Raw genomic sequence first — 15,339 nt, 5'->3', positions numbered from 1 at the left:
GTCCCGACGTAAGAGTTCGTGAAGAACCCGGCAAGAGAACGACCCTCTCCGGACCTCACGGACCCCGGGCCCCAGCCCCGCACCCCTCCCCCGAGCGAAAGCAGCGGATGTGAGTACGGTCCTCCACACACCGCCCCAGCCCCCGGCCCAGGCCGACCACGACCTCGCGGCCCTCGCCGCCCGCCACGGCCTCACGGTCAGCGGCGCGCGGCCCTCCCTGCCCGAGTACGTCCGGCAGCTGTGGGCCCGCCGCCACTTCATCACCGCGTTCGCCACCGCCAAGCTCACCGCGCAGTACAGCCAGGCGAAGCTCGGCCAGGTCTGGCAGGTGATGACCCCGTTGCTGAACGCGGCGGTCTATTACTTCATCTTCGGCGTGCTGCTCGGTACCAAGCACGGCGTGCCGGACTACATCCCGTTCCTGGTCACGGGCGTGTTCATCTGGACGTTCACGCAGAGCTCGATCATGGCGGGCACCCGCGCGATCTCCGGCAACCTCGGCCTGGTGCGGGCCCTGCACTTCCCGCGCGCCGCGCTGCCGATCTCCTTCTGCCTCCAGCAGCTCCAGCAGCTGCTGTTCTCGATGGGCGCGCTGATCGTCATCCTGCTCTGCTTCGGCGTGCCGGTCTCCGCCTCCTGGCTGCTGGCACTGCCGGCCCTGTTCCTGCAGTTCACGTTCAACGCGGGCGTCTCGATGGTCATGGCCCGGATGGGCGCCAAGACACCCGACATCGCCCAGCTGATGCCGTTCGTCCTGCGCACCTGGATGTACGTCTCGGGCGTCATGTGGAGCATCGACAAGCTGGCCCAGAAGGACAGCCTGCCCCACGTGGTGAAGATCGCGCTGGCGACCAATCCGGCGGCCGTGTACATCGACCTGATGCGCTTCGCCCTGATCGACAGCTTCCACGCGAGCCAGCTCCCCGCCCACGTCTGGGCGATCGCGGCCGGCTGGGCACTGCTCGCCGGCGTCGGCGGCTTCATCTACTTCTGGAAGGCTGAGGAGACCTACGGCCGTGGCTGAGCACCCGAGCGAGAAGATCCCCACCGTCGTCGCCGACGGCGTCGACATCGTCTACCGCGTCAACGGCACCGGCGCCGGACGCGGCTCCGCGACCGCAGCCCTCAACCGCATCGTGCGCCGCAAGCAGAGCGAGAAGGCCTCGGGCGTGCGCCGGGTGCACGCCGTGAAGAACGTGTCCTTCGTCGCCTACCGGGGCGAGGCGATCGGCCTGATCGGCACCAACGGCTCCGGCAAGTCGACCCTGCTGAAGGCCGTCGCGGGTCTGCTGCCCGTGGAGAACGGCGCCATCCACACCGACGGCCAGCCCTCCCTGCTCGGCGTCAACGCCGCCCTGATGAACGACCTCACGGGCGAGCGCAACGTGCACCTCGGCGGCCTGGCCATGGGCATGTCCCGCGAGCAGATCAGGGACCGCTACCAGGAGATCGTCGACTTCTCGGGCATCAACGAGAAGGGCGACTTCATCACGCTGCCCATGCGGACGTACTCCTCCGGCATGGCCGCCCGGCTGCGGTTCTCCATCGCCGCCGCCAAGGACCACGACGTCCTGCTGATCGACGAGGCGCTGGCCACCGGCGACCGCTCCTTCCAGAAGCGCTCGGAGGAGCGCATCCGCGAGCTGCGCAAGCACGCGGGCACGGTGTTCCTGGTCAGCCACAACAACAAGTCGATCCGCGACACCTGCGACCGGGTGCTGTGGCTGGAGCGCGGTGAGCTGCGCATGGACGGGCCGACGGAGGACGTCCTCAAGGAGTACGAGGCGTTCACCGGGGACAAGGCGCCGAAGGCCAGGCCGAAGGCCGCCGTTCCCTCGTGAGGCCCACCCGATCGGCCCTTTTGTCTCATTGATGGCAGCATGACCGCATACGGTGCAGCTGTGAGAGGGGGTCCCCGGGATGACCGAGCTCAGTGTGATCGTCCACGGGCCGAACGTTCAGGACCATCTGACGGAACTCCTCGACTCCCTCGCCGCCCACCCCCTGCCGGACGCCGAGGTGATCGTGGCGGCGGTCGGCGACTGGGCCCGGGAGACGGCCGAGCGGCACACCCCGGACGGCGCGGTCGACGTAGTGCCGCTGCCGGACGGCACCGGTGACGCGGCGGCCCGCGCGGCGGGCGCCGCCCGGGCCTCAGGCCGCTGGCTGCACTTCGTCCACGCCAAGGACGGCCTGCCCGCCGGGGCCTCCCGCACGATCGCGGAGCGGGTGGCCGAGCTTCCCGGCGAGGTCGACGTCCTCCTGTTCGACCATGTCCGCAGCACCTGGCACACCTCCGGCATGCCCTCCCCCGACGGCCCGCTCCTCGCCCGGGCGGGCCGCGCCGAGGTCACCCTCGACGACTGCGCGCCCCTGCTGCGGCTCACCCCGCTGCTCGGCACCCGCGCCCTGCGCGCGGAGTTCTGGCGGGCGCACGAGTCGCGGCTCAGCACCGACGACGAGCCGTACGCCGCCCTGGCCACCCTGCTGCTCGCCGACCGCGTCGCCTGCCTGCCGCACGTCGCCTACGAGGACCGCGGGCTGCGGCCCGCGAGCCTCCCCCCGGTGCCGCCCGAGCAGCGGTACCGCCTCGTCGAGCGCTACGAGTCCCTCCTCGACCTCACCCGCGACCGGCGCGCCGCGCACACCGTGCTCTACGACCTGATGGTCCGGGACTGCCTGCGCACCTTCGCGCGCGGCGGCATGCCGGAGGAGGTGGCGCGCGAGTTCTTCCGCCGCGCGTCCCTGGCCGCCCTGCGCCGCCGCCCCGAGGGTCACCGCCGCCCGGCCGGGCTCGAAGGGGTCCGCCGCTCCCTGCTGGAGGAGGGCGCCTACGCGAAGTACCGGGCCTTCCAGGCCGTCAACCGCGCCCGCCGCAACGCCAGATCGGTCGTCCGGGCCCGGCAGCGCCAGGCCGGTGCCAAGCTCCGCGACCACCAGTACCGCAGGGCGCTCGGCCGTCCCGTCAACCCGCATCTCGCGGTGTTCGCGGCGTACTGGAACCGCGGCGTCGCCTGCAACCCCGCCGCGATCGCCGCCAAGCTCGCCGAACTCGCCCCGCAGATCCACGCGGTGTGGGTGGTCACCGAGGAGAACGCGGCCCTCCTGCCGCCCGGCACCGACCACGTGGTGCCCGGCAGCCGCCGCTACTGGGAGGTGCTGGCGACCGCCAAGTACCTCGTCAACAACGTCAACTTCCCCAACGCGGTGGTCAAACGCCCCGACGCGATCCACGTCCAGACCCATCACGGCACGCCCCTGAAGCGCATGGGCCTCGACCAGATGGCGTTCCCGGCCGCCGCGCAGGGCCTGGACTTCCAGGCGCTGCTGGAGCGCATCGACAAGTGGGACTTCAGCGTCTCGGCCAACAGCCACACCACCCGCATGTGGGAGCGCGCGTATCCGTCGCACTACGTCTCCCTGGACCACGGCTATCCGCGCAACGACGTCTACTACACGGCCGGCGCCGACGACATCCGCGCGGTCCGCGACCGCCTCGGCATCGCCCCGGGCCGCCGTGCCGTCCTGTACGCGCCGACCCACCGCGACTACGAGGCCGGCTGGACCCCGCGCCTTGACCTCGCCGCCCTCGCCGACCGCCTGGGCGAGGACACGGTCCTGCTGGTGCGCGGCCACTACTTCTACGGCGGTGCCGCCTCCCCGCTCGCCAACCTGCGCCGCACCGGCCGGATCATCGACGTCTCCTCCTACGACCCGGTCGAGGAACTGTGCCTGGCGGCGGACGTCCTGGTCACGGACTACTCCTCGATCATGTTCGACTACGCCAACCTCGACCGGCCGATCGTGATCCACGCCGACGACTGGGAGACGTACCGCACCACCCGCGGCGTCTACTTCGACCTGATGGACCAGGCCCCGGGGCCCGTCTCCCGCACCCAGCAGGAGCTGACGGAGATCCTCACCACCGAGGCCTGGCGCGACGAGAACGCGGCGAAGACCCGGGCCGCCTTCCGGCGCCGGTTCTGCGAGTACGACGACGGCCGCGCCGCCGAACGCGTCGTCCGCCGCGTCTTCCTCGGCCAGGACGAGCGGGACCTGCCCCCCGTGCTGCCGATCGAGGAGCGCACCCCCGCCCCGGCCCCGCGGGAGGCGACCGCATGAGCACCCCCGACGTCACCGTGACGGTCATCGTCTACAACGACGCCGAACGCCTCACCCGCGCGGTCGAATCGGTCCGCCGCCAGACCCACGCGAACCTCGAGATCATCATCAGCGACGACCACTCCACGGACGCGACCCCGGCGGTGGCACAGCGGCTGGCCGCCCAGGACCCCCGGGTCCGGCACCTGCGCCTGGAGCGGAACAGCGGCGGCTGCAGCGCCCCGCGCAACCGCGCCCTGCGGATCGCGCGGGCGCCGTTCCTGATGTTCCTCGACAGCGACGACGAACTCCCCGGCAACGCCGTCGAGCTGCTGCTCGCCGCGCACCGCGAACGCGAGATCGACTTCGCGATGGGGGCGGTGCAGCGGATCCGGGCGGACGACGGCCGCCGCTCGACGTGGATGCCGCACCTGGTCGCCGAGCGCCGCACACTCGACGGCATCGAGGCCGACCCGCGCCTGTTCTTCGAGCACCTGTCCACGAGCAAGATGTACGCCCGCGCCTTCCTCGACCGGCACGACCTGCGCTTCCCCGAGGGCATCCACTACGAGGACCAGCTGTTCTCGGCACAGGCGTACTGCCTGGCCGAGAGCTTCACGATCATCCCGGAACCGGTCTACCTCTGGTACGTGGCGCCCTACGCGGCCTCCGAGACGGCGTCGATATCGAACCAGCGGCACAAGCTCGCCAACGTCCGGGACCGGATCCACGTCCAGCACCTCATCGACGCTTTCCTGTCCGAGAGCGGGCACGAGTCGCTGCGCGAGGACAAGGACCACAAGTTCCTCAAGCACGACCTGCGGATGTACACCGGCGACCTGCCCTACCGGGACGACGCCTGGCTGACGTCCTTCGCGGACATCGTCACGCCCTACCTCGACACGCTCGCGCCGGGCGCCTTCGCACGCCTCCCGCGCGCCGAACGCGTCGTCATCCAGCTGATCCGCGACCGCCGTCTTCCGGAAGCACGCCTGGCCGCCCGGGGCCTGGGTCACGCAGTGGGTCCGAGGAGCGTGACCGCCGACGCGGCAGGCCGCACCTACTGGGGGGAACGGGTCCCCGAGTCGGCGTGGTCACGCCGCGAACTGAGCGTCTCCGACCTGGAACTGGAGACGCGCCCCTTCCCCAGCGCCCAGTTCCGCCACGAGATCAAGGAGATCACCCGGGGCCCGGGCGCTTCGGTCGACCTCACCATCCGCACCTACGACCCGGCGCTGCGCCTCCCCGTCGGCCCCCAGCGCGCGACCCTCCTCATCGCTCCGGGCGGACGCCGCCTGCACGTCCCCTTCCGGCTCTCCCCCGTCCGCCCCGGCCTCTTCGAAGGCCACGCCCACCTGGACCTCGCGACGGCGCAGCTCCCCCTCCAGGGCTTCGCGGGAATCCGCCACCCGATGCTCCGCCTCCAGCACCAGGGCCTGTCCCACACGGGCCCGCTGCTGGCCCCCCTGACCTTCCCTGCCCTGACGACCCGCGTCCCCTCCCACCACCTCACGGTGGAACCGGAGGGCCACAACCCGGGCCGCCTCCAGGTCCGCTGGGAGCCGGTGGGCATCACGGCGACCCTGATCCGCCCGACGGTACGCCGACTGGCCCGCCCGAGGGTGAAACGGGCGGTGCGGCTGGTGGCGAGCGCGTTGAAGTAGCGGCCGGTTCCCCCTGGCTGCCACAGAACGCGGCACCTCTTACCGCACCACCGCGTACAGCACCTGCCCCTCCGGCCCCCGAGCCACCTCCCGCAGCCCGGCACCCCGCATGCCGACCCCCGCGATCACCCACCGCACCCCGTACTCCCGCAGGATCCCCGCCCGCTCCTCCTCCGGCGTCCCCTGCGCGAAGTACCTCCGCACGGCCCTCACCCGCCGTCCTTCGTCCGGCAGGAAGAAGTCGGGATACCCGGGCGCCACCGTGTACGCCCCGTACGCCGGGATCTGCCGCGCCGGCCGCCCCTCTCGCACCATCACCACGTCCCCGTACCTCACCCACGGCGTCATCCACTGGTACCCCGTCCACGGCCGCCGGTACTTCTGCGCGACGGCCTCCGGAAGATCCCCCGGCTTCACCACGTACCCGACCGTCCCCACCTGCGTCCACGCCCCCAGAGCCAGCGCGGCGCCCAGCACGCACGCCCACCCGGCCCGCGCCCCGCGCCGCCCCGCCTCGCACACCTCCACGGCGACCGCGACCTGAGCCGGGATCAGCACCGCCGGCAGAGCCCGCCCCCACGACCAGTGCCCGCTCACCCCGCCGGCCGTCACCAGCGCGGCCCCCAGCACGAAGAACAGCACCAGCGGATCCCACCGGTCGCGCCACCACCGCACCCCGAGGGCCACTACGCCGAGCAGCACCAGCCAGTACCGCCCCAGCAGGTCGTCGTACAGCGGCCGGTGCACCGCCTCGAGCCCGCCACCCGCCCCGAACAGCGCGAAGAAGTCGTAATACGGCCACAGCGCCAGCACCCCGAGTCCCACCGCCAGAACGCCGCCGAGCCGAAGCCACGCCGCACGGCCCGGCCGGGCGGCGACCACCGTCGCGGCCGCTCCCAGCGAGGCCACCACTCCCGAGAACTGGTGGCACAGCAGGATCACCGCCCACAGCACCCCGAGCCCGAGCCACACCCCCCATCCGGCATCCTCGCGCGCCGCTCGCCCCAGCCACGCCCAGAGGTGGAACGCCAGCGCGAGCGCGAACAGGCTCGGATACGGCACCGTCAGCGCCAGCGAGCCGAGCCCGTAGAAGCCGCTCCACTTGAACACGGCCGTCCCCCACAGCAACAGCAGGCTCAGCAGGGCCAGCGCGGGCGCGGCGCGATGACCGGTCAGGGTGCGTACGTAGCGCCACACCCCCGTCACCAGCAGCGCGAGTCCGGTCAGCGCCGCGAGGCGCAGCACCACGAAGACGGACAGGCCGGTCACCCGCGCCACGCACCCGAGGATCAGCGTCCAGGGCGAGTAGTACGGGCTCGGCGTGTCCGCGTCGACCAGCGGATCGCCCGGGTCGACGAGGTCGTGCCGCAGGCGCTGCACGGTCGCGGCGTGCATCCCGAGGTCCCCGGCCCAGGGCAGGCGGACGATGACCAGGAGCAGCAGCAGGAGAACCGCCGAGGCGGGAACCCACGCGGCGAGGGCGGCTGGTCTAGGCGCGGCGCGCATCGTGCGGGAACACCCAGGTCCGGTAGACGAGGAAGCGGAAGGCGGAGGCCAGCACGATGGACAGCGCCTTGACCGCGTTGGATTCCAGCGGCCCGTCCAGGCCGAGGCCGTGGTAGCCGACGTAGAACAGCCCGCTCTCCATGGCGACGCCGATCGTGCTGAGGCCGAAGAACAGCGCGATCTGACGCCGGGTCCGGGAGGCCCGCTCACGGTAGGTGACGTACCGGAAACCGAGGTAGTTGCCGCCCATCGCGATCAGGCTGGCCGGCACGGTGGCCACCATGGCGGGCAGGTGCAGCCCGTGCAGGAGCGCGTTGAACACCAGGAAGTTCACCGCGACGCCGCTGCCGCCGACCAGCGCGAAGTGCATCATTTCGAGGACGACGTGCCGGGCCGGGCGGGCGGGGGCGGCCAGGCGTTCCTCGGAGACATCGAGAGTCACGTCCCCAGCCTTAGCCGGATCGGGTAAGTCCTCCAGTCGAATCGCCCTAAGGCAGGCCAAGAAGGGGCGCCCCGGGCCGGAGACCGGCCCGGGGCGCCCCTCACGCCGTACGCCCTACGAGTGCGTCCGCAGCAGCGTCCTCATCGTGCGCATCGCCACCGACAGGTTGGCGAGGTCGAACGCGTCGGAGCTCTGGATCTCCTCCAGCGTGCTGCGGGCCCGGCCGAGGATCGCCGCGTTCTTCTGCTCCCACGCCTTGTACCGCTGCTCCGGCGTGGACGTGCCGTCGCCCGCCGCCAGGACGTCCGCGGTCAGCGCCGCGTGCGCCGCGTACAGGTCCTCGCGGATCGCCGCGCGGGCCATGGACTGCCAGCGGTCGGCGCGGGGCAGCTCGATGATGCGGTCCATGAGCTGGGTGATGCGCAGCCGGTCGGCGAGGTCGTAGTAGACCTCGGCGACGTCCAGCGGCTCCCGGCCCATGCGGTCGGCGATCGAGACGATGTCGAGCGTCGGGAAGGCCGAGGAGAAGCCCGCCACGCGGGTGGCGAGGTCCTCCGGGACGCCCGCGCCCGTCAGCTCGTCGTGGATCTTCTGGTACCACTCCAGGTCGGCGCCGCGCAGCAGCTTCGGCAGCTGCCCCCAGACCTGCTCGACCCGGTCGGCGAAGAAGTCGACCGTCCCGGCGAGCTCCAGTGGCTGCGGCCGGTTGTTGAGCAGCCAGCGCGTGCCGCGCTCCACCAGGCGGCGTGCGTGCAGCCGGATGCGGGTCTGGACCTCGGCCTCGACCTTGTTGTCGAGCGCCTCGACCCCGTCCCACACCGGGGACTGGCGGAAGATCGCCCGGGCCGCGGTCTGCGCCCGCACGATCTCCTCCAGCGACGCGCCGGTCTCCTCGCGCAGCCGGTGCAGGTACGTCGTACCGCCCGTGTTCACCGTGTCGTTGACCAGCACGGTCGTGGTGATCTCACGGCGCAGCGGGTGGCAGACGAGGTGATCGGGGTACTGCTCGCGCAGTTCCTTCGGGAAGTACGCGTGCAGCAGGGTGCTCAGGTACGGGTCGTCCGGCAGCGAGGTGTGCAGCAGCTCCTCGGCGACCGTGATCTTCGTGTACGCCAGCAGGACGGCCGTCTCCGGGCCGGTCAGGCCCTGGCCCTGGGCGAGCCGCTCGCGGATCTGCCGGTCGGTGGGCAGGAACTCCAGCGCCCGGTCGAGGTGTCCCTCCCGCACCAGGTGCTTCATGAAGCGCTGCTGGGCGTGGAGCATGGCGCTGGACTGGGCGAGGGCGTTGGCGATCGCCGTGTTCTGCGCGTAGTTGTTGCGCAGCACCAGGCGGCCGACCTCGTCGGTCATCTCGGCGAGCAGCTTGTTGCGCTGCTTGACGGTCATGTCGCCGTCCCGCACCAGGCCGTTGAGCAGGATCTTGATGTTCACCTCGTGGTCGGAGGTGTCCACGCCCGCGCTGTTGTCGATGGCGTCGGTGTTGATCCGGCCGCCCTGCAGCGCGAACTCGATCCGGCCGAGCTGGGTCAGGCCGAGGTTGCCGCCCTCGCCGACGACCTTGACGCGCAGGTCCTTGCCGTCGACGCGGATGGCGTCGTTGGCCTTGTCTCCGACGTCCGCGTTGGACTCGGCGGAGGACTTGACGTACGTGCCGATGCCGCCGTTCCACAGCAGGTCGACCGGCGCGTGGAGGATCGCCTTCATCAGGTCGGCCGGGGTCAGCTTGGTGACCTTGGCCTCGATGCCGAGGGCCTCGCGGATGTGGGCGTTGACCGGGATCGCCTTGGCCGTGCGCGGGAAGATCCCGCCGCCGGCCGACAGCAGCTCGGTGTTGTAGTCCTCCCAGCTGGAGCGGGGCAGCTCGAACAGGCGGCGGCGCTCGGCGTAGGAGGTGGCGGCGTCCGGGGTCGGGTCGATGAAGATGTGCCGGTGGTCGAAGGCCGCGACCAGGCGGATGTGCTCGGAGAGCAGCATGCCGTTGCCGAACACGTCACCGGACATGTCGCCGATGCCCACGACCGTGAAGTCCTCGGTCTGGGTGTCCACGCCCAGCTCCCGGAAGTGCCGCTTGACGGACTCCCAGGCGCCGCGGGCGGTGATGCCCATGCCCTTGTGATCGTAACCGGCGGAGCCGCCGGAGGCGAAGGCGTCGCCGAGCCAGAAGTTGTAGTTCTCCGCGACTCCGTTGGCGATGTCGGAGAAGGTGGCGGTGCCCTTGTCGGCGGCGACGACGAGGTAGGTGTCGTCCTCGTCGTGCCGGACGACGTCGGCCGGGGGCACGACATCGCCCGCGACCATGTTGTCGGTGATGTCGAGCAGCGCCGAGATGAACGTCTTGTAGCTGGCGACGCCCTCGGCCATCCACGCGTCCCGGTCCACGCTCGGGTCGGGCAGCTGCTTGGCGACGAAACCGCCCTTGGCGCCGACCGGCACGATGACGGTGTTCTTCACCATCTGCGCCTTGACCAGGCCGAGGATCTCGGTCCGGAAGTCCTCACGCCGGTCGGACCAGCGCAGACCACCGCGCGCGACCTTGCCGAAGCGCAGGTGCACGCCCTCGACCCGGGGCGAGTACACCCAGATCTCGAACGCCGGGCGCGGCGCCGGCAGGTCGGGGATGGCCTGCGGGTCGAACTTCATGGAGACGTAGTCGTGCGGCTTGCCGCCGGCCGCCTCCTGGAAGAAGTTGGTCCGCAGCGTCGCCTTGATGACGGTCAGGAAGGACCTGAGGATCCGGTCCTCGTCGAGCGAGGCCACCTGGTCGAGGGCCGCGTCGACCTCTTCCAGCAGCGCGTCCACGATCTCGTGCCCGGCGCGCTGCCGGTCCGGCGACATCCGCGCCTCGAACAGGGAGACGAGCAGACGGGTGGTGTGGACGTTGTTGCGGAGGGTGTCCTCCATGTAGTCCTGGCTGAACGTCGACGCCGCCTGGCGCAGGTACTTCGCGTACGCCCGCAGCACCATCGCCTGGCGCCAGGTCAGCCCGGCGCTGAGCACGAGCGCGTTGAAGCCGTCGTTCTCCGCCTTGCCGGTCCAGGTGGCGGCGAAGGCGTCCTGGAAGCGCTCGCGGGCGTCGTCGCCGAAGTAGTCGCCGCCGCCGTTCGCGCGGGGCATGCGCAGACCGAAGTCGTAGATCCAGGCCACGCTGCGGTCCGAGCAGCGCAGCTCGTAGGGCCGCTCGTCGACGACCTCGACGCCGAGCCGGTTGAGGACCGGCAGGACGGCGGAGAGGGAGATGGCGTCGCCGGTGCGGTAGATCTTGAAGCGGCGCTCCTCGGGGGCGGCGCCGACCGGCTCGTACAGGCTGAGCGAGAAGTCCTTGTCCGCCTCGGCGTTCAGCTGTTCGAGGTGGACGAGGTCGGCGACCGCGGCACGCGGGTTGTGGTCGGCCTTGTAGCCCTCGGGGAAGGCGTGCGCGTACCGGCGCAGCGCTTCGGCGGCGTGCTCCTCGCCGAGTTCGGCGTTGAGCGCCTCGGCGAAGGCGTCCTCCCAGGAGCGGGCGGCCTCCACCAGCCGGGCCTCGATGCGCTCCTTGTCGGAGTCGGACAGCTCCGGCAGCTCGGTGCCCTGCGGGACCCGGACCACGAAGTGCAGCCGGGACAGGATCGACTCGGTGTTCCAGGCGGTGAAGTCGACGCTGATGCCGCCGAGCTCCTCCTTCAGGATCTCGATGATCCGCAGGCGGACGGCGGTGGTGTACCGGTCGCGCGGGAGGTAGACGAGGGCGGAGTAGTAGCGCCCGTACTCGTCCTGGCGCAGGTAGAGCCTGAGGCGCCTGCGCTCCTGGAGGTAGAGGACGGACGTGACGATCGACCGCAGCTCGTCGACCGGGGTCTGGAACAGCTCGTCGCGGGGGTACGTCTCCAGGATCTGCAGCAGGTCGCGCCCGTCGTGGCTGTTGGGCGAGAACCCCGCCTGCTTCAGGACCTCCTCGACCTTGCGCCGGATGACCGGGACGCGGCGCACGGACTCGGTGTAGGCGGCGGAGGAGAACAGCCCGAGGAAGCGCCGCTCGCCGATGACGTTGCCGTCCGCGTCGAACTTCTTGACCCCGATGTAGTCCAGGTACGACGGGCGGTGCACGGTCGCCCGGCTGTTGGCCTTGGTCAGTACGAGCAGCTTGTGCTCGCGCGCCTTGGCCCGGGCGTCGGCGGGCAGTCGCTCGAAGGAGGGGCTGACCGGGTGGCTCTCCTCGGCCGCGTGGTGCGGGTCCGCGCGCAGTATGCCGAGCCCGGTGCCGGGCACGGCGGCCAGCGAGTCGTCGTCGCGCAGCTGGTACTCGCGGTAGCCGAGGAAGGTGAAGTGGTCGTCGGAGAGCCAGCGCAGCAGCTCGCGGGCCTCCTCGACCTGCGGTCCGGGCAGGTCACTGGGAATGGGCTCGTCCGGCAGCCCCTCCGCCAGCCGGATCGCCGCTTCCCGCATCTTGCCCCAGTCCTCGACGGCCTCACGGGCGTCGGACAGCACGCGCAGCAGGTCGGCGGTGATCTGCTTCAGATCGGCCCGGTCGGTCTCGCGGTCGATCTCGACGTGGATCCAGGACTCGACGTGCGCGTCGTGCGGGAGGTCTCCGGTCGCCGGGGTCGACAGCACCTCGATGAGCTTGCCGGTGACATCGCGCCGCACGACGAACTGCGGGTGGATGACGACGTGGATCCCACGCCCCTGGCGCGTCAGCTCGTTGGTGACGGAGTCGACGAGGAAGGGCATGTCGTCGGTGACGACCTCGACGACCGAGTGGCTGCAGGTCCACCCGTTCTCTTCCACGGTGGGGGTGTGCACCCGCACGTTGGCCGTGCCCTGGGGGCGGTTCTCGGCCAGCCGGTAGTGCGATACGGCAGCTCCGAAGACGTCGACCGGGTCGCGGTCGGTGAGGTCCTCCGGGGCCGTGTGCAGGTAGTAACGCTGGAGGAACGTGTGGAGGGTCTCGCGGTCCGGGGCCTTCTGGGCGTCCGGGGTCTCCTCGCCCGTCGACCCGGTCGGTAGGTGCCCCCCGACCGGGCTGTTCTCAGCTACCCGGGCGGCCCTCTCGAGCAACTCGGCCTTGGCTTCGTCCAGCTTGGTCTGCATTGTCCTCTGGCTCCTGTCGCGCGCCGTTGCGTGACGTAGAAGGAAGTACGGCCTCCGCGCTGACGGCCTCACGTCGTGACACGGGGTATCCGGTCTGTTCCGACGCTATGCCGCTAGGCGAGATGAGCGGGGGTGTCTGAGCCAATTTTGAGCTGCGCCACCGGTGTGACGCTGCTCTCTGCGACGCCCGGATACGGATGGTGCTTGGCGTCCCGGGAGCCCTGGATGGCACGTCCCGCCCGCGAGGACCAGCGACTGCCGCCCGGTCACGGATGTCGTCCGTGCTCTCCGGGCGCAGGGCAGGGACGACGGCGTCCCCGCGAACTATCGCGCTGATCACGCCACCAAGGCTATCGCTCCTCACAGGGGCTCCGTCATGAGCCGTATGTGTACAAAACCAGCCGTGGAAGTTTGACGTTCTGCACAGTGCTGCTACGGGTTCCGGTCCGGAAGGCCGGTCACGCCGCGAGCCGCTCCGCCTCCGCGACCGCTTCCTCCAGCGTGTCCACGACAGGAACGCCGACGGCTTCCAGGCTCACTCTGCTGTGCGATCCGCCGGTGTACAGCACGGCACGGGCCCCGACGTGCAGCGCCGCCACCGCGTCGTCCGCGGCGTCCCCGATCACCACGGTCCGCTCCGGCGCCACCCCGCTCAGCGACGCCAGGTGCCGCACCATGTGCTCGGCCTTGCTGCCCCCCGACGGCCCGGTCCGCCCGTCCACCCGTATGAAGTGCGGCTCGATGCCGAACCCCCGCACCAGCGGAACCAGCTCCTCGTGCACGTACATGCTCAGGATCGACTGGCTGCGGCCCGCCGAGCGCCATCCGGCCAGCAGCTCCGCGGCCCCCACCGTCAGCCCGCACGATGTCCGGTGCTCGGCGTAGTACCGGTGGAAGACGTCGTCCATGGCCTCCCACTCGGCCTCGGTGGGCAGCCTCCCCATCAGCCGCTCGTAGAACTTCGGCACCGGTACGCAGTACAGCTCCCGGTACTTCTCCAGCGTCAGCGGCTCCAGGCCCAGCTCGGCGAAGGCCGCGTTCGTCGCCCCGATGATCGCGTCGTTGTCGTGGAACAGGGTGCCGTTCCAGTCCCAGACGATGTGCGCGCCCGTCTTCATCCCCATGCCCGAAAACGTACCCGCCCCCACTGACAATCAAGAGAGCGGTGCATCGACGCGCCCCCGGCGACGGTTCAGTCCCCGCGTGCCACCAGGTTCGCGATCTCCTGGGTGGCGAACCACAGCAGCTCGTGGTCCTCCGCCCCGTCCACGACGGACTGCGCGTCGTCGTCCCCGCCGTCCGCCGCCGGCAGCGCCTCGGCGGCCGCCGTCACATCGGCCTGGGCGTCCGTGGCGTCGACGTGCACCGACGCCGCTTTGCCGAGCGGCACCGGGCCCGCGACCCGCACCTCACCCGGCTCCTCGCGGCCGTCCGCGCTCACGGCCCGGTCGGCGACGTCGACGGCGATCACGACCCGGCGCCGCGGCGCCCCGGGCTCGGCCGCCAGAAGGCGCAGCGAGGCCAGCGCGGCCCGGCCGAGCGCCGCGTACTCCAGCTCCTCGATGTCGTCCGAGGCGTACCACTCGCGCAGCCCCGGCGTCACGGCGTGGGCGGCGAACGGCCCGCTCCCCAGCTCGCCCGTCTTGTACGCCTCGGCGAGGCCGGGGAGGGTCAGGGGCACGTAGACACGCATGGCTGGCCGCTTTCGTGGTCGTGATGGTCGTGGTCGCGTGGTCATGGCCGGAGGACTCGGCACGGCTCGAAGGTGTTCAGGATACGTGCGGGGCGTCCCCTTTCGAGCCCCGCCCCGTGACGCCGGACGCGTCCACGCGCGGCCCCGAATTCACCCGGGACGCCCCCGGCAGCCAAGGGCTCCCCACCCCGAGACCACCCGGATAGGTGAACCTTCCCGCCGCCGCGACCCGATCCGCTCTTCCTTGCCGCGCCCCCGGTCCGCCCCGTACAAGATCACCGACCTGAAGTTACTCCCTGGTACTCACCGGACCCACGAAACGGGGACCCCCCATGCACAAGGTCATGACCAGAACCCACCACCGCCCGGCCACCCACCCGTCGCCCCCCACCGACACCCGCCGTACGGCCACGACCACGGCACCCCGGCCACCGGCCACGGCATCTCACGCCCCCGCCGACACCTCTCCCCGCACTCCCGGCGGCCCGGCGCACCGCCCTGCCGTGCGCACCGCGCCCGGCACTCCGGGCAGCCCCACACGCAATCCCGGCAGCCCGCCCCTCGCCTCCGGGCACGCCGCACCGCACGCCCCCGTCGGCACCGCCTCCGCACCGCCCCCGCTTTCCGGCGGTTCCGCACCTCCGCGCTCTCCCGGCAACGGACCTGCCCGGCCCCCGGCCGCCGGCGGACGTCCGCCGGCCTCCGGCCGCGCCAGGGCCTCCCGCACCCGCCCGGCGGACACGCGTCCACCGTCTCGCTCCGCGACCCGCACAGCCCCGCGTCGGGCCCCGGAACCAGCCGGCTCCCCGGCCCTCCCCAACACCACCGCCTCCACCGAGACCGCCCCACGGCCCCCGGCCCCGGGC

Annotated in this window: 9 protein-coding genes; 4 read left to right on the top strand and 5 right to left on the bottom strand. The window is 71.5% G+C overall.

Annotated features, from left to right (window positions below; all coding sequences use genetic code 11):
• Positions 1 to 109 precede the first annotated feature (109 nt).
• From ADK65_RS11055 to ADK65_RS11040, 4 genes are all read left to right on the top strand, one after another.
• Entirely contained in the window at positions 110 to 1,024 is a 915-nt protein-coding gene (locus ADK65_RS11055) for an ABC transporter permease (protein ID WP_053669801.1), read from the top strand.
• Positions 1,017 to 1,841 (top strand): ABC transporter ATP-binding protein, encoded by an 825-nt coding sequence (locus tag ADK65_RS11050; protein ID WP_053669800.1) that lies wholly within the window; start codon positions 1,017 to 1,019, stop codon positions 1,839 to 1,841. Before ADK65_RS11055 ends, ADK65_RS11050 begins: the two co-directional genes overlap by 8 nt.
• 79 nt (positions 1,842 to 1,920) lie before the next feature.
• The gene (locus ADK65_RS11045) at positions 1,921 to 4,122 is read left to right on the top strand and encodes a CDP-glycerol glycerophosphotransferase family protein (RefSeq protein WP_053669799.1); all 2,202 of its coding nucleotides are present in this window, start codon (positions 1,921 to 1,923) and stop codon (positions 4,120 to 4,122) included.
• Entirely contained in the window at positions 4,119 to 5,765 is a 1,647-nt protein-coding gene (locus tag ADK65_RS11040) for a glycosyltransferase family 2 protein (protein WP_053669798.1), read from the top strand. Before ADK65_RS11045 ends, ADK65_RS11040 begins: the two co-directional genes overlap by 4 nt.
• Before the next feature lie 39 nt (positions 5,766 to 5,804).
• Here the strand turns inward: ADK65_RS11040 and ADK65_RS11035 are convergent, their stop codons facing one another.
• The 5 genes from ADK65_RS11035 to ADK65_RS11015 form a co-directional block, all read right to left on the bottom strand.
• Entirely contained in the window at positions 5,805 to 7,271 is a 1,467-nt protein-coding gene (locus ADK65_RS11035; RefSeq protein ID WP_053669797.1) for a hypothetical protein, read from the bottom strand.
• Positions 7,255 to 7,713, bottom strand: a complete 459-nt coding sequence (locus ADK65_RS11030) for a GtrA family protein (protein WP_053669796.1) — start codon at positions 7,711 to 7,713, stop codon at positions 7,255 to 7,257. The genes ADK65_RS11035 and ADK65_RS11030 overlap by 17 nt, the downstream gene beginning before the upstream one ends.
• Before the next feature lie 114 nt (positions 7,714 to 7,827).
• Positions 7,828 to 12,780: an NAD-glutamate dehydrogenase gene (locus ADK65_RS11025; RefSeq protein WP_053669795.1), complete on the bottom strand. Its 4,953-nt coding sequence runs from the start codon at positions 12,778 to 12,780 to the stop codon at positions 7,828 to 7,830.
• A 458-nt stretch (positions 12,781 to 13,238) separates the two neighbouring features.
• The gene (locus ADK65_RS11020) at positions 13,239 to 13,904 is read right to left on the bottom strand and encodes an HAD family hydrolase (protein WP_053669794.1); all 666 of its coding nucleotides are present in this window, start codon (positions 13,902 to 13,904) and stop codon (positions 13,239 to 13,241) included.
• A gap of 68 nt (positions 13,905 to 13,972) precedes the next feature.
• Positions 13,973 to 14,473: a DUF6912 family protein gene (locus tag ADK65_RS11015; protein WP_053669793.1), complete on the bottom strand. Its 501-nt coding sequence runs from the start codon at positions 14,471 to 14,473 to the stop codon at positions 13,973 to 13,975.
• Positions 14,474 to 15,339 lie beyond the last annotated feature (866 nt).

It is taken from the genome of Streptomyces sp. NRRL B-1140, from assembly GCF_001280065.1.
Lineage (GTDB): Bacteria > Actinomycetota > Actinomycetes > Streptomycetales > Streptomycetaceae > Streptomyces.
The sequence above is the reverse complement of the archived record's forward strand: the minus strand, read 5'-3'. Positions and strand labels throughout refer to the sequence as shown.